Consider the following 21,228-nt stretch of genomic DNA (forward strand, 5'->3'; position numbering starts at 1 on the left):
CCTGTGGCGGGGGCGATGCGAAGCGACCGCCCGGGCGAGTCTGGGGCGCCATTATCGGCAATCGGCGCCGGGCTTTAAAGGTGTGGCGTCAGGCCAGGGTCTGTGGATCGATGTCCAGCGACCATCGGACCCGCCGCGCCTCGGGGCGGCCCTCCAGCCAGGCGATCAGCCAGGCGCCGGCCTCGTGGAGCCGGCTGCGGCGCGCGGAGGAGAGCATCAGCTGCAGGTGATAGCGGTTCTGGCGCCGCTCCATGGGCGCCGGCACCGGCCCCAGGCAGTCGACCTCGAGGCCGCGCTCGACGAGCCAGCCGCGCAGCGCCTCGGCCGCGAGGCCGCCGAGCTCGACCACCGCCGCCTCATGGGGCGCCTCCAGGCGCAGCAGGGCCAGGAAGCGGAAGGGCGGCAGCTGGGCGGCGCGGCGCTCCTCGAGCAGCTGGGCGGCCAGGGCGTCGTAGCCCGCGTCGGCGAGCAGGCGCAGGTGCGGGTCGTCGGTGTGCATCGTCTGCACCAGCACCCGGCCTGGATGGGCGGCGCGGCCGGCGCGCCCCGCCACCTGCTCGAGCAGCTGGGCGCTGTGCTCGAGGGCCCGGAAATCGCTGGCGTAGAGGCCGGCGTCGGCGTTGACCACCACCACCAGGGTGACATGAGGCAGATGATGGCCCTTGGCCAGCATCTGGGTGCCCACCAGCAGGCAGGGCTCGCCGCGGCGGACCTCACCGAGTACCTGCTCGAGGGCGTCGCGTCGCCGGGTGCTGTCGCGGTCGATCCGGTGCACCGGCGTCTCGGGGAAGAGCGCCGCCAGGGTCTCCTCGGTGCGCTCGGTGCCGCTGCCCAGCGGGCGCAGGTCGATGCTGCCGCAGTCGGGGCAGGCGTCGGGCAGGGCGCGGCGGCGGTCGCAGTGGTGGCAGGCCAGCAGCGGCGGCTGGCGGTGCAGGGTCATGCGGGCGTCGCAGTGTTCGCACTCGGCCAGCCAGCCGCAGGCGTGGCAGGCCAGCGTCGGGGCGAAGCCGCGGCGATTGATGAAGACCAGTACCTGGTGGCCGGCGGCCAGCGTCTCGCCGATGGTCTCGATCACCGGCGGAATCAGCCCGGCCCGGCGCTGGCGGCCGCGCAGGTCGACGAGCTCGAGGCGCGCAGGGGCATGACGGCTGGCGCGCCGCGTCAGGCGCAGGTGGCGATAGTCGCCGGCCTGGGCCCGCTGGAGGGTCTCCAGCGACGGCGTGGCCGTGCCCAGCAGCAGCGGGATGCGGTGATGGTGGGCACGGGCCACGGCGAGGTCGCGGGCGTGGTAGCGCAGCCCGTCCTGCTGCTTGAAGGAGCCGTCGTGCTCCTCGTCGACGATGATCACCCCCGGGTGGGCCAGCGGCGTGAAGATCGCCGAGCGGGTGCCGATGACGATGGGCGCCCGGCCGCTGGCGGCCGCCTCCCAGGCGTCCAGGCGTTCGTGGTCGGTGAGTCCCGAGTGCAGGGCCACCACCGGCACCCGGAAACGGCTGCGAAAGCGCGCCAGGGTCTGGGGCGTCAGGCCGATCTCGGGGACCAGCACCAGCGCCTGGCGGTGACGCCCGATGACGGCCTCGATGAGCTGCAGGTAGACCTCGGTCTTGCCGCTGCCGGTGACCCCGTGGAGCAGGCAGGGGTGGAAGGCGTCGAGCCGCTCGTGCAGGGCGCTCAGCGCGGTGGCCTGCTCGCCGTTGAGGGGCAGGGCGGGCTCGGCCAGTAACTGCTGTCCGTCGTCGCTCGGCGCGCTGGCCGAGAGCGGCTCCTCATGGCGCACGACCAGGCCCTTGTCGACCAGCGCACGCAGCTGGTCGCGGGTGAACGACTGGGCGAGGATCGCCTGGCTGACCAGGCCGTGGGGGTGCTGGCGCAGCATGGTCAGCAGCTCGGCCTGGCGGGGCGCCCGGGCGAGCCCCGGCGGGTCGTCCTGTTCGCCGGCCGGCGTCACGCACCAGCGCTCACGGGTGCGCGAGGCCAGCGCACGCCCCTGGCGCAGCAGCACCGGCATGGCCTGCTGCAGGGTGTCGCCGAGGGCGTGCTGGTAGTAGCGGGCGGTGAAGCGGCAGAGCCACAGCCAGTCGGCCGGCAGCGGTGCCTCATCGAGGCAGGCGTCCACCGGCTTGAGGCTCGAGAGCGGCAGCTCGCTGGCGTCGCGGCACTCGGCGACCACGCCGACGACGTGGCGTCGGCCGAAGGGGACCCGCACGCGCAGCCCCGGCTGCCAGCCCCCGGGGGGCGCATCGCGGCCGGGCCGGTAGTCGAACAGGCGGCGCAGCGGCGAGGGCACCGCCACGCCCAGCACGCGGGGCGCGGGCGGAAGGGGGAAATCGGGCAATTGGCCTCCGGCGTGGGCTCTGCTAGAATACTTCGCCGCTGCGGACACCCTGGGTGCCTGGCGGCAACCGGTTCGCATGTACAGACAACCCGTATGCGGTGCCTGGCAGAAGATCAGGTGGCGGCATACAGCTTCGTGAGGCTCAAGATGAAACAAGGTATCCACCCGGATTACAAGGCGGTCAACGTGACCTGCTCCTGCGGCGCCACCTTCGAGGTCGGCTCCACCTCTGGCCATGACTTCTCCCTGGACGTCTGCTCGCAGTGCCACCCCTTCTACACCGGCAAGCAGAAGCAGGCGACCACCGGTGGTCGCGTCGAGCGCTTCAACAAGCGCTTCGGTGCCGCCATCAAGCGCTGAGCCGACCGGCGCACCGCTGTATCGAGAAACCCGCCCGCCGAGGCGGGTTTCTTCGTGTCTGGCCCCTGTCGGCGACGCCCGCTGTCCGCGTCGCCGCCACGATAAGTAAAACGTTATGGCTGGCGCGTTCAGCTATAAGTTTCGACAAATGACCGGCAACGTCTTCAAACGAGGCGGGAACGGGGTGGATGTTGGGTAAGTTGAGGCCCCTGGTGTTCTTGTATACACTGGCTGGCCCATCATCGGCTACCGGATACTCTCAGCATGACGGACGCGAAGAAGCAGGCGGCGCTGGATTACCACGCGAAACCTTTCCCCGGGAAGCTGTCAGTGGAGCTCACCAAGCCCACCGCCAGCGCTAGGGACCTGTCTCTGGCCTACAGCCCAGGGGTGGCGGAGCCGGTGCGCGAGATCGCCAATGATCCGGAGAACGCCTACCTCTACACCGGCAAGGGCAACCTGGTCGCGGTGATCTCCGATGGCAGTGCCATCCTCGGTCTCGGCAATCTGGGTCCCCTGGCGAGCAAGCCGGTGATGGAAGGCAAGGGCGTGCTGTTCAAGCGCTTCGCCGGCATCAACTCGGTGGACGTCGAGGTCAATGCCGAGAGCCCGCAGGCCTTCATCGACACCGTGGCGCGCATCGCCGATACCTGGGGTGGCATCAACCTCGAGGACATCAAGGCGCCCGAGTGCTTCGAGATCGAGCAGGCGCTGGTCGAGCAGTGCAGCATCCCGGTGTTTCATGACGACCAGCACGGTACCGCCATCGTCACCGCCGCGGGCATGCTCAACGCCCTGGACATCGCCGGCAAGTCGCTGGACAGCGCCCGCATCGTCTGCCTGGGCGCCGGCGCGGCCGCCATTGCCTGCATGAAGCTGCTGGTCTCCTGCGGCGCGCATCCCGAGAACATCGTGATGCTCGACCGCAAGGGCGTGATCCACAGCGGCCGCGAGGACCTGAACCAGTACAAGGCGATGTTCGCCGTGGAGACGGACAAGCGCACCCTGGCCGATGCCATCGACGGGGCCGATGTCTTCGTCGGCCTCTCCGGCCCCGGCCTGATGAGCGCCGACCACATCCGCAGCATGGCCCCCAACCCGGTGGTCTTCGCCTGCACCAACCCGGATCCCGAGATCCATCCCGACCTGGCCCGCGAGATCCGCCCGGACGTGATCATGGCCACCGGTCGCTCCGACTACCCGAACCAGGTCAACAATGTGCTGGGCTTCCCGTTCATCTTCCGCGGGGCGCTCGACGTGCGCGCCACCCGCATCAACGAGGAGATGAAGGTCGCCGCCGTCCATGCGCTGAAGGACCTGGCCCGCGAGCCGGTTCCGCGGGAGGTGCTGGAGGCCTACGAGATGGACGAGATGACCTTCGGGCCGAACTACATCATCCCCACCCCGGTGGACATCCGCCTGCTGGAGCGGGTGCCGGCGGCCGTGGCCCAGGCGGCGGTGGACTCCGGGGTGGCGCGCAAGCCCTACCCCTCCCACTACCCGCTGCGCTCCGCGGAGGACGTCTACGGCGTCTGAGCCGCTGACGCCTCTCACGCGGCATGACGACGCCGGCCCGAGGGCCGGCGTCGTCGTGTCTGGGCGCTGGAAGCGGCCTACCAGTTGTAAAGCAGCGAGGCCGAGGTGGTGCGATCGGTGCGGGCCTCGGCGTCTTCGGGCGGGCGCGAGGTGTCCTTGATCTCGTGGGAGAGCTTCAGGGCCAGGTGCGCGTTGAGGCGCGCGGTAAGCGCGGTCAGCGAGCGCGAGGTGACGTTGGCGTCGGTGGCCTCCACCGAGAGCTCCTGCTCGAGACTGGCGGTCTCCGAGAAGTCCCAGGCGTAGGCCAGGGCGCCGTAGGCCACGCCCAGCGATTCGTCTTCCTTGCCCACGATGCGGTCGTAACGATAGCCCGGCCCGGCCTCCAGCGAGAGCCGCTGACGCTCGTTGTCGATCAGGTCGCGGCCATAGCCGCCGATGGCGGTGAACTGCTGCTCGTAGCCGCTGAAGCGATCTCGGTCCCAGCGGGCGAAGCCGAAGGCGTAGTGGGGTCCATCGAGCTCATAGCGCTCGCGGCCGGCGACCAGGTACTGCTCGGCGCTGGTCTCGTCGTCGCGGGAGACGTTGCGTACCTCGCCGCGCAGCGTATGGGTCCACTTCCCCGTCAGCCAGGTGAGTCGGCCCTTGGCGATCAAGGTCTGGCTGTCGGTGTTGCCCGACAGGTGGGTGTAGCCCAGTTCGGCACTGCCGGTGAGCCCCTCGGCGTGTTTTTCGGGCGGCGGCGGCGCATAGAAGGGGCTGGCCTGACCGCCTCCGGCGATCGCCATCAGCCCGCCGATGGCCAGCCAGCGAGGCAGTCGGAGGGAGGGTGTGGGGTACGGCATGGTGATCTCTGGGGTTGCCGCTGTCGGCGTCTGCCGACGCGGCGCCTTCGGTGCATGGGGCGGGCGGCCTGGCGGCCGCCCGAGACGGGAGGAGGGCGTCGGCCTAGAAGATGGCCTCGTAGGCGCCGGTGCCCTGGGAGCCGCTCTCGCGCTCGACCTCCTGCTCGACCCGGCGCGGCTGGAAGCCGGGCAGATGATCGGCCATGAACAGCTCCTCGATGCCGCCGCCCTGGCCGTCGCGCAAGAGGCGGCCGGTGTCGGGGTCGATGCGCTCGGTGACCACGCCAGGCGGCCGCTCGGGCCAGCGTTCGGGCTTGCCGTCGAGGGCCTGGCCCATGAAGTCCATCCAGATCGGCAGGGCGGCCTGCGAGCCGTACTCGGCGGTGCTCTCGTTGTTGTCCTTGCCCACCCAGGTGGTGGCCACGAGATCGCTGTTGAAGCCGGCGAACCAGGCGTCCCGCTGGTCGTTGGTGGTGCCGGTCTTGCCGACGATGTCGCCGCGCTCGAGGGCCAGGGCGCGGCGTGCGGTGCCGCGCTCGACCACGTCGCGCAGCATGTCGCGCAGGATGTAGACGGCGGCCGGGTCGGCCACGCGGGGGGCCACCTCGTAGGTCTCGCCATCGATCTCGACCATCATCTGGTCGTCGCTGCAGTCGCGGCAGGCGACGCGCGGCGAGGCCTCGTCGACGACTGAAGACGCCTCGTCGTCGCCACGGGTCACCCGGTCGATGAACCAGGGCGAGACCTGGAAGCCGCCGTTGGCGAGCACCGCGTAGGCGTTGGTCATCTCCAGCGGCGTCAGGCTGGCGCTGCCCAGCGCCAGGGAGAGGCCGCGTGGCAGCTGGTCGGGGTCGAGGCCGAAGCCTTCGAGGAACTCGATGGTGCGCTCCAGGCCCAGCGACTGCAGCACGCGAATGGTCACGAGGTTGCGCGAGCGCGCCAGGGCGATCCTGAGCCTTGTCGGGCCGAGGAAGTCGCCGCTGGAGTTGGCGGGGCGCCACAGCTCGTTGCTGCCGTCCTGCAGCACCACGGGAGCGTCGTTGACCACGCTCGCCGGATTCATCTCGCCGCTGTCCAGTGCCGCGAGGTAGACGAACGGCTTGAAGATCGAGCCGGCCTGGCGGCGCGCCTGGGTGGCGCGGTTGAACTTGCTGGCATCGAAGTCGAAGCCGCCCTGCAGGGCCAGGATGGCGCCGCTGTCGGGATCCATGACCACCAGCGAGCCCTCGGCCCCGGGGCGCTGGGAGAGGCGCCAGCTGCCGTCCTCGTTCTCGAGGATGCGCACCAGCGATCCGCGGCTCGCGATGTCGTCGGCCGAGTTCGGCGGCGTGCCGCGGCTGTAGGGGCTCAGGTAGGGATCCGCCCACTCCAGACCGCTCCAGGGCAGGGTGATGACCTCACCGCCGCGAGCCAGGACGCGCATCTCGCGCCCTTCGTTCTCGACCACGATGGCGGGCTTGAGCGGCCCGAAGGCGGGCGTGCGCTCGAGCACCTGCAGCCAGTTGCTGACATCGCCCTCGATGCCTTCGATCTCGGTCTGGCTGCGCTCGGCGGCGCGCCGGGCGGTCTGCATGATCTCCGGCGACTCGGCGAGTTCTTCCTCCAGCCCCTCGCGGTCGGTGCGCTCCTGGGCCTCGGCCAGGCTGCGCGGAATGTCGGTCTGCTCGGCGCCGCGCCAGCCGTGACGGGTGTCGTATTCGATCAGCCCGCCCGCCAGGGCGCGCCCGGCCAGCGGCTGCAGCTCGCTGTCCAGGGTGGTGTGGATGCGATAGCCGCCGGTGTAGGCCCGATCGCCATAGCGGTCGATGGCGAACTGGCGGGCCATCTCGGCCACGTAGTCGGCCTCCACCTCGACCTGGGCGAGGTGGCGACGGGCGGTGACCGGTGCCTGCACGGCCTCCTCGTAGTCGGCCTCGTCGATGTAGCCGAGTTCGCGCATGCGAAACAGGATCCAGTTGCGGCGAATCAGCGCGCGCTCGGCGTTGGCCAGCGGGTTGAAGGCCGAGGGGGCCTTGGGCAGGCCGGCGATCATCGCCTTCTCGGCCAGGGTCAGCTCGCTGAGCGGCCGGTCGTAGTAGACCTCGGAGGCCGCCGCGATGCCGTAGGCGCGGTTGCCGAGATAGATCTTGTTGACGTAGAGCTCGAGGATCTCCTGCTTGGAGAGAATCTGCTCCATCTGCAGCGCCAGCAGGATCTCGCGGATCTTGCGGGTGAAGGTCTGGTCCAGGGTGAGCAGGTAGTTGCGGGCCACCTGCATGGTGATCGTCGAGCCGCCGGACTGGATGTCGCCGCCGCTTGCCGCCAGCTCCACCGCGGCCCGCAGCAGGCCCTTCGGGTCGACGCCGGCATGGTCGAAGTAGGTCGCGTCCTCGGCGGCCAGCAGGGCGTCGATCAGCTCCTCCGGGATCTCGGCATAATCCACCGGGGTGCGGCGTTCCTCGCCGAACTCGCCGATCAGCTTGCCGTCGCGGGTGAAGATGCGCAGCGGCGTCTGCAGCTCGAAGTCCTGGAGCTGGCGCACGTCGGGCAGGCCGGGCGCGAAGTAGAGCGCGGCACCCACCACGCCCAGGACGCCGGCGGCGGACAGCGAGACCAGCAGCCAGAGGACGGAAACGACCAGGGTTCTAAGAAACTTCATGAAAATGGGGTATCCATGCTGGGAACGGGGGCGGAGTGGTGGCGATGCAGTGGCCTTCCCTCGGGGCAGCCATTATAGGAAGCCGAGGGAGTGGTCACCAGCGTTGACTCATGGCGACACCGCCAATCGTGTGAGATTCGGCAATATCATGTAATCTGCGTTTACGGACCTGGGTATGATAAGCATCATGCGTAATAGCTCGGTCTGGGCAGGATAATCATAATGAGCGGCACGCCGCAGGGATCAGGCAGGGGCATGACATACGATGCGACTGAGAGCACCCGGTAAGGGACTGATCGGTGTCGATATCACCTCGGCTACCGTGAAGGTCATCGAACTAAAGCGCGCGGGCGGCCACTATCAGGTGGAAAGCTACGCCGTGCGGCCGTTGCGAGAGGGTGCCGTGGTCGAGCGGCGGATCCGTGACATGCCGGCCGTGGTGGATGCCCTCAAGCGCGCCGTGGATCACGCGCGACCCGGCTCGCGCAACGCTGCGGTGGCCGTTCCGGCCGGTGCCGCCATCACCAAGACGCTGTCATTTCCGGCGTCGCTCGACGACGGCGAGATCGAGACGCGCATCCAGCTCGAGTCCGACCGGCATATCCCGTTTCCGTTCAACGAGGTCGCCTTCGATTTCCAGCGTCTCGGCCTCAATTCGCGCTACGGCGATCAGCAGGACGTGCTGCTGGTGGCCTGTCGTCAGCAGGACGTCAACCAGCTGACCGAGGCCGTGCTGCAGGCGGGGCTCACCCCGGCGGCCGTCGATGTCGAGACCTTCGCCATGGAGCGCGCCTTCCAGGAGCTTCGCCATCAGCTGCCGTCGGAGGGTGGCGAGCAGGAGTGCGTGGCGCTGGTCGATATCGGCGCCACCATGAACGCCTTCCACGTGTTGCGCGACGGCCGCGTCACCTACAGTCGCGACACCGTCTTCGGCGGCCGTCAGCTCACCGACGAGATCCGCAACCGCTACGGGCTGACGCTCGAGGAGGCGGGCCTGGCCAAGAAGCGGGGCGGCCTGCCCGATGACTATCAGCGCAGCGTGCTGGATCCCTTCCTCGACACCCTCGTGCAGCAGGTGGGTCGTTCCCTGCAGCTCTATTACACCGCCGGGCGCAAGCAGGAGGTGCGTCGCATGATCCTGGCGGGCGGCACCAGCGTGCTGCCGGGCCTGGCCGAGCGGTTGGCCGAGGAGAGCGGCATGGAGGTGGTGATCGCCAACCCCTTCCGTCGCATGAAGGTGAACGCCCGCATCGACGTCCCGACCCTGGCCGGCGATGCCCCGGCCATGCTCACGGCCTGCGGCCTGGCGATGAGGGTAGGCAAATGACGACCATCGAGATCAATCTGCTCCCCTGGCGGGAGGAAGTGCGCGCCCGTCGCAGCAAGCGGTTTGCCACGGCCATCGTGTTGAGCGCGCTGGTCGGCCTGGGTGGTGGCTATGGCATGACCTGGCACTATGATCAGCGCTTGAGTGCTCAGCAGGAGCGCAACCGCTTCGTCGAAGTCGAGGCCCAGAAGCTGGATGCCGCGATACGTGAAATCAGCGAACTGGAGAGGATTCGACAAACCATGGAGGCCCAGGTGCGGGTCTTCACGGAGCTTCAGACGGGTCGAGCTCAGACCGTTCACGTGGTCAATGATCTGGTCGCCAGCCTGGTCGACGGCGTGTACTACACGCAGCTCAACCGGCAGGGAGATGTGCTGCGGATGGCCGGCGTGGCAGAGAATAACCGCCAGGTTTCCGATCAGCTTAGATCGCTGGATGCGGCCTCCTCCCTCTCCAGACCCGTTCTCTCCGAGGTCGAAGCCGCCGACGACGAGATGCGTCGCTTCAACCTCAGCGTCAACCAGCACATGCCCGATACAGACCGTGTCGAGAGTGAAGCGGTCACGGAGGCGCCATGAATCTATCCAACGAAGTGCGTCGTCTCCGTGACATGGACTGGGGCGAGCTGGACGTCAAGGAAGCCGGTAGTTGGCCCTTCCTGTTGCAGCTGATCTGCTGTGCGCTGGTGCTCGGCCTGACCCTGGCCGGCATGTACTGGTACCTTGGAGCACCGAAGGCCGAGGAGTTGGAACTGGCCCGGGCGGAAGAGATGCGGTTGATCAGAGACTATCGGAGCAAGGCAGCACAGGCGGCCCATCTCGATGTGATGCGTGAGGAGATGGCCGTCCTTGAGGAGCGCATGGGCGATCTGCGCGAGATGCTGCCTACGGATGCTGAGATTCCCTCGTTGATCGACAACATCAGCGAAGCGGCAATCAGTAATCAGCTTGCCATCGAGTTCATCCGCCTGCGCAGCCCCGTCGCCCAGGAGTTCTATCTCGAGCAACCGTTCGATATCCGGGTGCAGGGCAATTATCACCGCATTGCGGAATTTCTGGCTGTGGTTGCGGGCTTGCCGCGCATCGTTACCCAGCACGATCTGATTCTCGAGCCTGTCGAGGAAGCGGAGGGGCAGCAATTACAGCTCTCCATGCTCGCTCGTACCTACAGCTACCGCCAGCCGGACGAGGAGACACCGTGATTCGCCTAAGTGTGCGATATGCATTGCTCGCTCTCGGAATGGTGCTCTTGAGCGGCTGTGTAGACCCCGACCTTCGCCAGCTTGAGCAGCAGCTGGTCGAGGTGCGCGCGAACCCGGGGGAAGTTCCCCAGCTGGATCTTCCTGACATTCCGCCAATCGAGCGGGTGTCCTATGCCGGCAACGAGGCTCGCAGCCCCTTCACCCCTCGCCGTATGCAGGATCAGCGTGAGGTGCCGAGGGCCGGTGATCTGGCGCCGCCTCCGGATCGCCCACGAGAGCCGCTCGAGGCCTACGATCTCGCCGAGTTGGATCTGGTGGGAACGTTGATGGTCGGTGGCAAGCCGTCGGCCCTGGTGCGAGGGCCGGATGGCAAGGTGCACCGGGTCACGATCGGTGATCACATGGGCCTCGATCATGGGCGCATCGTGAGCATCACCGAGGTGTCGCTGGTGCTGGTGGAGACCGTGCTGGAAAGCAATGCCTGGCAGGAACGTTCCAGGCAGATTGCCCTCGGCGAGGGTGCATAACACATTCATGCCCTGCCGCCGCAGGTGGCGGGCTGGGGGCCGCAGGGGGAAGGGAAAAATGCATGCGATGATTCGTGGTTTCGCCATCGTGGCGCTGCTGGCAGTCTCCACTGCTGCCATGGCGGCCTCCACCCTCACCGACCTGGCCTTCCGCCAGGGCGCGGACGGGGCGCTGGAGGTGGAGCTCGACTTCAGCGGGCCGGTGCCCGAGGTGCGTGGCTATCGTCTCGACGAGCCGGCTCGCCTGACCATCGACCTGATGGACACCGCCAGCGCCCTGGAGCGCCGCCGCGAGGAGCTCGGCATGGGCGGAGTCGAGCGGGTCACGGCCCTGGAGGCGGGATCACGCACGCGGCTGGTCTTCGAGCTGGAAGGCCCCTTGCCCTACAACACCCGCCAGCAGGGGGATCGCCTGCTGCTCGCCATCGGCGGCGCGGCCGCTCAGCCGGCCGTAGCGCCCTCCGCGCCGGCGACCGCCTCGCGGATGGTGGCATCGTCGACCCGGGCGTCGACTCCGGCATCGTCTCAGGTCTACAGCCGGCCGAGCATTCAGGACCTCGACTTCCGTCGCGGCACCGGCGGTGCGGGACGGCTGGTCGTGACCTTCGACCGCTCCGGCGTGGATGCCCGGGTGCGCGAGAGCGGTCAACGTATCGTCGCCGAGCTTCGCGATGTTCGACTGCCGGCCTCTCTGGATCAGGTCTATGACGTCAGCGACTTCGGTACCCCGCTCAAGCGCGTCACCCCCCGCGTCGGGCGTGACGGCGTGACCCTGGACATCGAGGGTGAAGGGCGATTCGCCATGCTCTCCACCCAGAGCGGCCGTCAGCTGGTGATCGAGGCCGAGCCGGTCACCCAGGCGCAGCAGGAGGAGCGCGTCCGCGAGCAGTTCCCCTATACCGGCGAGCGCATCACCCTGAACTTCCAGGATATCGAGGTGCGCTCGGTGCTGGCGATCATCGCCGACTTCACCGGCCTCAATCTGGTGGCCAGCGACAGCGTCACCGGTCGCGTCACCCTCAACCTGCAGGACGTGCCCTGGGATCAGGCCCTGGACCTGGTGCTAAAGAGCCATGGTCTCGCCAGTCGCCAGGAGGGCAACGTCATCGTGGTGGCGCCGGCCACAGAGCTCGCCCAACGTGAACAGGTCGAACTCCAGGCGCGCGAACAGCTCGAGACGCTTACGCCATTGGAGTCTGAGTATATCCAGATAAAGTATGCGAAGGCGGAGGTCATGGCCGACCTGCTGCGTGGGGAGGAAGGCTTCGGCCTGCTCTCCGAGCGGGGCAAGGTGGCCGTGGATGCCCGTACCAACACCCTGCTGATTCAAGATACCGCCGAGAACATCGACTCCATCCTGGCAACCTTCGAGACGCTGGATGTGGCGGTACGCCAGGTGCAGATCGAGGCGCGCATCGTCATCGCCCGCGATAGCGCCACCCGGGAGCTCGGGATCAACTGGGGGCTGTCGTCCCCCGATCGCATCGGCGACAGTCGCTTCGATGTCGCCGGAGCGGCAGACGGCAGCGTGGACAATGGCGGCCTGACCGTGGACATGGGCGGCAGCGCCGCATCGTCCACCGCCTTCAGCTTCGGCTACCTGTCTGGCGATATCCTGCTCGACCTCGAGCTGCGCGCACTGGAGAGCGAGGGCAAGAGCCAGACCATCTCCCAGCCGAGAGTGATCACCGCCAATCAGCGCACAGCGGTGATCAAGCAGGGCACCGAGATTCCCTATCAGGAGGCGGCCTCCAGTGGCGCCACCAACGTAGAGTTCAAGGAGGCGGTGCTGGCGCTCGAGGTCACCCCGCAGATCACCCCGGACAACCGCATCATCATGGACCTGGTGGTCAACAACGATACGGTAGGTGAGCTCTTCAACGGCGTACCCTCAATCGATACGAATTCCATTGAGACCCAGGTGTTGGTGGACAACGGTGAGACCGTGGTGCTGGGTGGTATCCTCACCACCGAGGAGGCCCGTAGCTTGTTCAAGACGCCCTTCCTGGGGGATCTGCCGGTACTGGGGAACCTCTTCCGCTATACCGAGAACACCAATGATAAGGTAGAGTTGCTGGTATTCATCACGCCCCGAATACTGGACGACAACCTGGCCATTCGCTGATGCAGGCACTTCCCAACCTGATACTGATCGGCCCGATGGGGGCCGGCAAGAGCACCATCGGCCGCCTTCTGGCGGCCGAACTGTCACGCGAGTTCTACGACAGCGACCACGAGATCCAGGCGCGCTGCGGTGCCGATATCCCCTGGATCTTCGACGTCGAGGGCGAGGCGGGCTTTCGCGATCGCGAGACCCAGATGATCCGTGAGCTGACCCACTACGAGAACGTGGTCATCGCCACCGGCGGCGGTGCCGTGCTGCGTGAGGAGAATCGTCGGGTGCTGCGCGAGAGCGGCACCGTGATCTACCTGCTCACCACCGTGGAGCAGCAGCTGCGGCGGACCGCCAAGGACCGCAACCGGCCGCTGCTGCAGCGCCCCGACAAGGAGGCCGTGCTGCGCGACATGTTCGCCCTGCGCGACCCGCTCTACCGCGCCACCGCCGATGTGGTGGTGCGCACCGATCGTCGCGGCCCGCGGGCCGTGGTCAACGAGATCGTGCGGCGTGTGACGCGCCTGGTCGATCCCCTGCAATGCAAGGCCTGAGCCCATGATCGAGTCCCCCGCTGCCCCGTCCACCCTCGAGGTGGCGCTGGGCGAGCGCAGCTACCCCATCCATATCGGCCCCGGCCTGCTGGGCGACCCGCAGTGGCTGACACCGCACCTGGCCGGCCGCCAGGTCATGGTGGTCACCAACGAGACGGTGGCCCCGCTCTACCTCGAGAAGCTGACCCGGGGGCTCGCCGAAGACCTCGAGGTGCGCACCCTGGTGCTGCCCGATGGCGAGGTCACCAAGACGCTCGCCCACGTGGAGCGTATCTGGGATGCCCTGCTCGCCGCCGGCTTCAATCGCCGCTGCACCCTGATCGCCCTCGGCGGCGGGGTGACCGGCGACATGGTTGGCTTCGCCGCCGCCTGCTATCAGCGCGGCGTGGCCTTCGTGCAGGTGCCGACGACGCTGCTCGCCCAGGTCGACTCTTCGGTCGGCGGCAAGACCGGCGTCAACCACCCCCGCGGCAAGAACATGATCGGCGCCTTCTGGCAGCCCCGCGCGGTGCTGATCGACACCGACACCCTGGTCACGCTGCCGCCGCGCGAGCTCTCGGCGGGGCTCGCCGAGGTGCTCAAGTACGGGCTGATTCGCGACGCCGACTTCCTGGCCTGGCTCGAGGCCGAGATGACGGCCCTGCGGGGCCTCGATGCCGCCGCCCTGACACGCGCCATCGAGCGCAGCTGCGCGCTCAAGGCCGAGATCGTCGCCGAGGACGAGACCGAGCAGGGGGTGAGGGCGCTGCTCAACCTGGGGCACACCTTCGGGCACGCCATCGAGGCGCACCAGGGCTACGGGCACTGGCTCCACGGCGAGGCCGTCGGCACCGGCATGCTGATGGCCGCCGAGCTGTCGTGTCGCCTGGGCTGGCTCGGCGAGGCCGAGGTGGCTCGCGTGCGTACGCTCATCGAGGCCGCCGGCCTGCCGCTGGCCGCTCCGGCCGAGATGGGGGTGGACGATTTCCTCACCATCATGCGCCTGGACAAGAAGAACCTCGACAGCCGCTTGCGGCTGATCCTGCTGCGCGCGCTGGGCGATGCCTGCATCCACGACGAGACGCCGCCTCAGACCCTGGCCGCGCTCATCGAGGCCTTCCCTCGCCGCTGAGCGTTTGCCGATGCGCCAGGCCGACGCCTCGATTCGGCGCTCGCCTCATGCCCAGTCCGTCAATGTCGACGCCCGCCTCAGTGCGGGCGTCGTCGTGTGTGGGATGCGGCGGCGTCTCGTGTGGCGCATTCTTTAGCCATTCGCATGCCTCATGCCGGATCGGCATGGAAGATTTGGGGGTATGACGACTAAAGTCTAATGATCCTCGCGTGTCGTTGAAGAACCGTTGCCTGACTTTGCAAGCCTTTGAGTTAGCGAGTTTTTTTGCCTGGGTTGTCGTGCAAGTGACGGATTTTCAGCGGTTTTTGATGGGCGTGTCGGGGGAGGGCGATTGCGCGGCGGGGGCGCCTCTGGCTATGCTGGTCGGCCTTTTGCAGAGCAGTCCTCGCTCCCGCCAGGAGCGACATAAAAAAAGAAAAACCATCAACAATACCATGCGATGACTGCCAAAGAAACCACTCAACCCGAGGCACGCCCATGAACAGAGGTCTTCACCAGCCCGGCGAGTTCCGTGACAACTGCGGCTTCGGCCTGATCGCCCATATGGAGGGCCAGGCCAGTCACGACCTGCTCAAGACCGCCATCGAGTCACTGACCTGCATGACCCACCGTGGCGGCATCGCCGCCGACGGCAAGACCGGCGATGGCTGCGGGCTGCTGCTGCAGATGCCGGATGCTTTCATGCGCGAGGTGGCGAAGGAGGCGCTGGGCGTGACCCTGGGCGAGCACTATGCCGTCGGGGCCATCTTCCTGCCCGACGACGACGCCCGCGAGGCCCACGCCCGCGAGACCCTCGTCGCCGAGCTCGAGGCGCGCGGCCTGCGGGTGGCGGGCTGGCGCGAGGTCCCGGTGGACCCCAGCGTCTGTGGCCCCATGGCGCTGGACTGCCTGCCGCGCATCCGCCAGCTGTTCGTGGAGCCGGGCACCGAGGGCAGCGACCGCTTCGACGTCGATCTCTTCATGGCGCGCCGTCGCGCCGAGGAGAGGCTGCGTGACGAGCCGGACTTCTATGTCTGTTCGCTCTCCGCCGAAGTCGTCTCCTACAAGGGCCTGGTGATGCCGGTGGACCTGCCGGCCTTCTATCGTGACCTGGGCGATGAGCGCCTCGAGACCGCGATCTGCGTCTTCCACCAGCGCTTCTCCACCAACACCGCGCCGCGCTGGCCGCTGGCTCAGCCGTTCCGCCTGCTGGCCCACAACGGCGAGATCAACACCGTCGAGGCCAACCGCGGCTGGGCGAACTCCCGCAAGGAGAACTTCCTGAGCGAGCGGCTGCCGGAGATCGCCGAGCTCGACGAGATCGTCAACACCACCGGCTCCGACTCCTCCAGCATGGACAACATGCTCGAGGTGCTGCTGACCGGCGGCATGGAGCTGCACCGTGCGGTGCGTATGATGGTGCCGCCGGCCTGGCAGAACGTCGAGCTCATGGACGCCGACCTGCGCGCCTTCTACGAATACAACTCCATGCACATGGAGCCCTGGGACGGCCCGGCCGGGGTGGTGATGACCGACGGCCGACAGGCGGTCTGCATGCTCGACCGCAACGGTCTGCGCCCGGCGCGCTGGGTGATCACCAGGAACGGTTACATCACCTTGGCCTCCGAGATCGGCACCTACGATTACGCGCCCGAGGACGTGGTCGCCAAGGGGCGGGTCGGCCCCGGCCAGATCCTGGCCGTGGATACCCACACCGGGGAGGTGCTGCATACCAGCGACATCGACCAGCGTCTCAAGGCCGCCTATCCCTACAAGCGCTGGCTGAAGCAGGAGGCCCAGTACCTGGAGTCGGCGCTGACCGAGCTCGCCAGCTTCCACGCCATGGACGCCGACGCGCTGCTCGCCCAGCAGAAGATGTTCCAGGTCAGCTTCGAGGAGCGCGACCAGGTGCTGCGCCCGCTGGCCGAGAGCGGCCAGGAGGCCGTGGGCTCGATGGGCGACGACACGCCCATGGCGGTGCTCTCCGGCAAGCAGCGCCTGCTCACCGACTACTTCCGCCAGAAGTTCGCCCAGGTCACTAACCCGGCGATCGATCCGCTGCGCGAGGCGATCGTGATGTCGCTGGAGACCTGCATCGGTGCCGAGCTCAACGTCTTCAAGGCGACGCCGGAGCACGCGCACCGCATCATACTGACCACGCCGGTGCTCTCGCCGCGCAAGTTCGCCGCGCTGATGCATCAGGACGACCCGGCCTTCACGAGCCATGTCCTGAAGCTTGGCTACGATCCCCAGGAGATCGGTCTCAAGGGGGCGATCCAGGCGCTGTGCCGCCAGGCCGAGCAGGCCGCCCACGATGGCAAGGTGATCCTGGTGCTCTCGGACGCCGAGCTGGAAAAGGGCCAGGTACCGATCCATGCGGCGCTGGCCGTAGGCGCGGTGCACCACCACCTGGGCCGGCTGGCGCTGCGCCCGCGCTGTAACCTCGTGGTCGAGACCGGTTACGCCCGGGATGCCCACCAGATGGCGGTGCTGTTCGGCGTCGGTGCCACCGCGGTCTTCCCGTGGCTGGCCTACCAGGTGATGGCCGACATGCACCAGGCGGGCGAGCTGGTCGGCAACCCTGCCGATGCGCGCGAGAACTACCGCAAGGGCCTGCAGAAGGGGCTCTACAAGATCCTCTCCAAGATGGGCATCTCGACCCTGGCCTCCTATCGCGGCTCCCAGCTGTTCGAGGCGGTGGGCCTCTCCTCGGAGGTGGTCGATCTCTGCTTCACCGGCATGGCGTCGCGCATCGAGGGCACCGGGTTCAGCGAACTCCAGCTGCAGCAGGAGCTGCTGGGTCGTGAGGCCTGGACGCCGCGCAAGGGCATCGCCCAGGGCGGCCTGATGAAGTACGTCCATGGCCACGAGTATCACGCCTACAACCCCGACGTGGTCACGGCGCTCCAGGAAGCGGTCCAGGAGGGCGACTACGCCAAGTGGAAGAAGTTTGCCCGGCTGGTCAACGAGCGCGATCCGGCCACCCTGCGCGACCTGCTCGCCCTCAAGCCGGCCGCCGAGCCGCTGCCCCTCGAGGAGGTCGAGGCGATCGAGGATCTGCTGCCACGCTTCGACAGCGCCGGCATGAGCCTCGGCGCCCTCTCGCCGGAGGCCCACGAGGCGCTGGCCCAGGCCATGAACGAGGCCGGCGGGCGCTCCAACTCTGGCGAGGGGGGCGAGGACCCGGCCCGCTACGGCACCATCCGAAGCTCCAAGATCAAGCAGATCGCCTCCGGGCGCTTCGGCGTGACGCCGGCCTACCTGGTCAACGCCGAGGTGCTGCAGATCAAGGTGGCCCAGGGCGCCAAGCCCGGCGAGGGCGGCCAGCTGCCCGGCGGCAAGGTCAACGAGCTGATCGCCCGGCTGCGCTACTCGGTGCCCGGCGTGACGCTGATCTCGCCGCCGCCGCACCACGACATCTACTCCATCGAGGACCTGGCGCAGCTGATCTTCGACCTCAAGCAGGTCAACCCGGACGCCCAGGTCTCGGTGAAGCTGGTCTCCGAGCCCGGCATCGGCACCATCGCCACCGGCGTGGCCAAGGCCTATGCCGACCTGATCACCGTGTCCGGCTACGACGGCGGCACCGCGGCGAGCCCGCTGACCTCGATCAAGCACGCCGGCAGCCCCTGGGAGCTGGGCCTGCCCGAGGTGCACCAGGCGCTGCGCATCAACGGCCTGCGCGACAAGATCCGCCTGCAGACCGACGGCGGCCTGAAGACCGGCCTCGACGTGGTGAAGGCGGCGATCCTCGGCGCCGAGAGCTTCGGTTTCGGCACCGCGCCGATGGTCGCGCTGGGCTGCAAGTACCTGCGCATCTGCCACCTCAACAACTGTGCGACCGGCGTGGCCACCCAGATGCAGTACCTGCGCGACGAGCACTTCCGCGGCACCGTCGACATGGTCAAGCACTACTTCCGCTTCATCGCCGAGGAGGTGCGCGAGCTGATGGCCCTGCTCGGGGTGCGCCAGCTGACCGACCTGATCGGTCGCACCGACCTGCTCGAGGTGCTCGAGGGCGTCACCGCCTCCCAGCGCAAGCTCGACCTGTCGGGCCTGCTGGGCAACGACTTCGTGCCCGAGGACGCCCCGCAGTTCTGCCGGGTGAGCCGCAACGTGCCCCACGATCCGGGCGCCAAGAACCAGGAGGTGCTCGAGGCCCTGGCGGAGGCCATCGAGGCGAAGTCCGGCGGCGAGTTCGACTTCACCATCACCAACTGCGACCGCTCGGTGGGCGCGCTGATCTCCGGCGCCATCGCCAAGCGCTACGGCGAGGCGGGGCTCGAGGAAGCCCCGGTCACCGCCCGCTTCAAGGGCGTGGCCGGCCAGAGCTTCGGGGTGTTCAACGCCCGCGGCCTGCACCTCTACCTGGAGGGCGATGCCAACGACTACGTGGGCAAGGGCATGAACGGTGGTCGGGTGGTGATCGTGCCGCCGGCCGGCAGCGCCTTCGAAAGCCACGAGACGGCGATCATCGGCAACACCTGCCTGTATGGCGCCACCGGCGGCAAGCTGTTCGCCGCCGGCACCGCCGGCGAGCGCTTCGCCGTGCGCAACTCCGGCGCCCATGCGGTGATCGAGGGGGCCGGGGACCACTGCGGCGAGTACATGACCGGCGGCATGGTCTGCGTGCTGGGCGAGGTGGGCGTCAACTTCGGCGCGGGCATGACCGGCGGCTTCGCCTATGTGCTCGACGAGGACCGCACCTTCGTCGACAAGTACAACCATGAACTGGTGGAGATCCACCGGGTGAACACCGAGGCCATGGAGGCCTATCGGCGGCACCTGCGGGAGGTCATCGAGGAGTTCGTCGCCGAGACCGGCTCCGAGCGCGGCAAGGCGATCCTCGAGGATTTCAGCGACTTCATTCGCCACTTCTGGCTGGTGAAGCCCAAGGCGGCGAGCCTGAGCAGCCTGCTGGCCGAATCCCGTCGGCGTCCCGAGTAAGCCAGGCAGAGAGGAGCAGAGACCATGGCCAACCGTTTGAGCAACGATTTCCAGTTCATCGACGTGGGTCGCCAGGACCCCGACAAGAAGGCGGCGCGGACCCGGGCGCGGGAGTTCGCCGAGATCTACGAGCCCTTCAAGCCCCAGGAGGCGGCCGGGCAGGCGCATCGCTGCCTGCACTGCGGCAACCCCTACTGCGAGTGGAAGTGCCCGGTCCACAACTACATCCCCAACTGGCTGCAGCTGGTCAGCGAGGGCAACATCCTCGAGGCGGTGGAGCTGTGCCACAAGACCAACTCGCTGCCCGAGGTGTGCGGGCGCGTCTGCCCCCAGGATCGCCTCTGCGAGGGCGCCTGCACCCTCAACGACGGTTTCGGCGCCGTGACCATCGGCTCGGTGGAGAAGTACATCACCGACACCGCCTTCGCCATGGGCTGGCGCCCGGACCTCTCCAAGGTCACCGCGACCGGCCGCAAGGTGGCGGTGATCGGCGCCGGCCCGGCGGGCCTGGGCTGTGCCGACATCCTGGTGCGCAACGGCGTCAAGCCGGTGGTGTTCGACAAGTACCCGGAGATCGGTGGGCTGCTGACCTTCGGCATCCCCGAGTTCAAGCTCGACAAGACGGTGATGAAGCGCCGCCGCGCGGTCTTCGAGGAGATGGGCATCGAGTTCTGCCTCGGTGTCGAGGTGGGCAAGGACATCGCCTTCGACACCCTGCTCGAGGAGTACGATGCCGTCTTCCTGGGCATGGGGACGTACAAGTACATGGAGGGCGGCTTCCCCGGTGAAGACCTGCCCGGCGTGCACAAGGCGCTCGACTACCTGATCGGCAACGTCAACCACTGCCTGGGCTTCGAGAAGGAGCCCCACGAGTACACCTCGCTGAAGGGCCAGCGCGTGGTGGTGCTGGGCGGTGGCGATACCGCAATGGACTGCAACCGCACGGCCATTCGCCAGGGGGCGTCCAGCGTGACCTGCGCCTATCGCCGCGACGAGGAGAACATGCCGGGCTCCAAGCGCGAGGTCGCCAATGCCCGCGAGGAGGGCGTGGAGTTCCTGTTCAACCGTCAGCCGGTGGCGGTGGTCGGCGAGGGCAAGGTCGAGGGCGTGAAGGTGGTGCGCACCCGGCTCGGCGAGCCCGACGAGAACGGTCGCCAGCGCCCCGAGGTGGTGCCCGGCTCCGAGGAGGTCATTCCCGCCGACGCCGTGGTGGTGGCCTTCGGCTTCCAGCCGAGCCCGGCGCCCTGGTTCGAGACCGTGGGCATCGAGATCGACGAACGCGGCCGGGTCCAGGCGCCGGAGCAGGGCGCCCATCCCTTCCAGACCACCAACGAGAAGATCTTCGCCGGTGGCGACATGGTGCGCGGCTCCGACCTGGTGGTGACCGCCATCTATGAGGGGCGGCAGGCCGGCGAGGGCATCCTCGACTACCTGCAGGTGTAAGCCGCGGGCGACGAGCGTCGGGCCCCCGGCAGGGCGGCGCTACCATGCTGTTCGAAGCTCGAAGCAGCGCAGTCCACGGTGAGCGGCGCCGGGGACAGGTCGAAGCGGAGGTCATTTGCCATGGATGGCAAATGTAGCGCCCAAGGAAGGGTTCACAGCGCCTCCGCGATGGTCCGGCACCCGGGGCCTGTCGACGGAAAGCCGCGGGCCGGGCCGCTTAGGGCTATGGCGCGCGGCGCTGAAATTGAGCCTTTGGTCGCATTCTGCTAGTCTGTCGTCCCATCCTGGCGCGGCTTCCTGCCGTGCCTACCGATC

15 protein-coding genes are annotated in these 21,228 nt (G+C 68.0%); 12 read left to right on the forward strand and 3 right to left on the reverse strand.

The genetic code is table 11. The features are described from left to right. Window positions 1-88: 88 nt before the first annotated feature. Window positions 89-2,335 (reverse strand): primosomal protein N', encoded by a 2,247-nt coding sequence (locus tag ACGTNG_RS09840; protein WP_394576844.1) that lies wholly within the window; start codon window positions 2,333-2,335, stop codon window positions 89-91. Between the two features lie 147 nt (window positions 2,336-2,482). Here ACGTNG_RS09840 and rpmE point away from each other — a divergent pair, with 147 nt between their 5' ends. After that, a complete protein-coding gene (gene rpmE, locus ACGTNG_RS09845; protein WP_394576845.1) occupies window positions 2,483-2,695 on the forward strand; it encodes a 50S ribosomal protein L31 in 213 nt (70 codons plus the stop codon). A gap of 264 nt (window positions 2,696-2,959) precedes the next feature. Then, the gene (locus ACGTNG_RS09850; protein WP_394576846.1) at window positions 2,960-4,231 is read left to right on the forward strand and encodes a malic enzyme-like NAD(P)-binding protein; all 1,272 of its coding nucleotides are present in this window, start codon (window positions 2,960-2,962) and stop codon (window positions 4,229-4,231) included. A gap of 77 nt (window positions 4,232-4,308) precedes the next feature. On the opposite strand, the gene ACGTNG_RS09855 is transcribed toward ACGTNG_RS09850, so the two are convergent. Then, entirely contained in the window at window positions 4,309-5,073 is a 765-nt protein-coding gene (locus ACGTNG_RS09855) for a DUF481 domain-containing protein (RefSeq protein ID WP_394576847.1), read from the reverse strand. A gap of 103 nt (window positions 5,074-5,176) precedes the next feature. Continuing rightward, window positions 5,177-7,711: a penicillin-binding protein 1A gene (locus ACGTNG_RS09860; RefSeq protein WP_394576848.1), complete on the reverse strand. Its 2,535-nt coding sequence runs from the start codon at window positions 7,709-7,711 to the stop codon at window positions 5,177-5,179. A gap of 265 nt (window positions 7,712-7,976) precedes the next feature. On the opposite strand from ACGTNG_RS09860, the gene pilM reads away from it, so the two are divergent. The 10 genes from pilM (at window position 7,977) to ACGTNG_RS09910 (ending at window position 20,913) form a co-directional block, all read left to right on the forward strand. After that, window positions 7,977-9,038: a type IV pilus assembly protein PilM gene (gene pilM / locus ACGTNG_RS09865; RefSeq protein ID WP_394576849.1), complete on the forward strand. Its 1,062-nt coding sequence runs from the start codon at window positions 7,977-7,979 to the stop codon at window positions 9,036-9,038. Further along, complete coding sequence (locus tag ACGTNG_RS09870; RefSeq protein ID WP_394576850.1) at window positions 9,035-9,616, forward strand: PilN domain-containing protein; 582 nt, start codon at window positions 9,035-9,037, stop codon at window positions 9,614-9,616. Before pilM ends, ACGTNG_RS09870 begins: the two co-directional genes overlap by 4 nt. Then, on the forward strand, window positions 9,613-10,239 hold the full coding sequence (locus ACGTNG_RS09875) for a type IV pilus inner membrane component PilO (protein WP_394576851.1): 627 nt from the start codon (window positions 9,613-9,615) through the stop codon (window positions 10,237-10,239). Before ACGTNG_RS09870 ends, ACGTNG_RS09875 begins: the two co-directional genes overlap by 4 nt. Then, window positions 10,236-10,766, forward strand: coding sequence for a pilus assembly protein PilP (locus ACGTNG_RS09880; RefSeq protein WP_394576852.1), 531 nt, complete (start codon window positions 10,236-10,238; stop codon window positions 10,764-10,766). Before ACGTNG_RS09875 ends, ACGTNG_RS09880 begins: the two co-directional genes overlap by 4 nt. A gap of 58 nt (window positions 10,767-10,824) precedes the next feature. Then, window positions 10,825-12,891: a type IV pilus secretin PilQ gene (locus ACGTNG_RS09885; protein ID WP_394576853.1), complete on the forward strand. Its 2,067-nt coding sequence runs from the start codon at window positions 10,825-10,827 to the stop codon at window positions 12,889-12,891. Beyond that, complete coding sequence (gene aroK, locus ACGTNG_RS09890; RefSeq protein ID WP_349758847.1) at window positions 12,891-13,433, forward strand: shikimate kinase AroK; 543 nt, start codon at window positions 12,891-12,893, stop codon at window positions 13,431-13,433. Before ACGTNG_RS09885 ends, aroK begins: the two co-directional genes overlap by 1 nt. 4 nt (window positions 13,434-13,437) lie before the next feature. Continuing rightward, window positions 13,438-14,544: a 3-dehydroquinate synthase gene (gene aroB, locus ACGTNG_RS09895; RefSeq protein ID WP_394576854.1), complete on the forward strand. Its 1,107-nt coding sequence runs from the start codon at window positions 13,438-13,440 to the stop codon at window positions 14,542-14,544. A 209-nt stretch (window positions 14,545-14,753) separates the two neighbouring features. After that, complete coding sequence (locus ACGTNG_RS09900; protein WP_394576855.1) at window positions 14,754-14,987, forward strand: hypothetical protein; 234 nt, start codon at window positions 14,754-14,756, stop codon at window positions 14,985-14,987. Window positions 14,988-15,021: 34 nt separating this feature from the next. After that, window positions 15,022-19,470: a glutamate synthase large subunit gene (gltB, locus tag ACGTNG_RS09905; protein ID WP_394576856.1), complete on the forward strand. Its 4,449-nt coding sequence runs from the start codon at window positions 15,022-15,024 to the stop codon at window positions 19,468-19,470. Window positions 19,471-19,494: 24 nt separating this feature from the next. After that, complete coding sequence (locus tag ACGTNG_RS09910) at window positions 19,495-20,913, forward strand: glutamate synthase small subunit GltD family protein (RefSeq protein WP_394576857.1); 1,419 nt, start codon at window positions 19,495-19,497, stop codon at window positions 20,911-20,913. The last annotated feature ends 315 nt before the right edge of the window (window positions 20,914-21,228 follow it).

This window comes from Halomonas sp. B23F22_3 (genome assembly GCF_043496965.1).
Lineage (GTDB): Bacteria > Pseudomonadota > Gammaproteobacteria > Pseudomonadales > Halomonadaceae > Halomonas.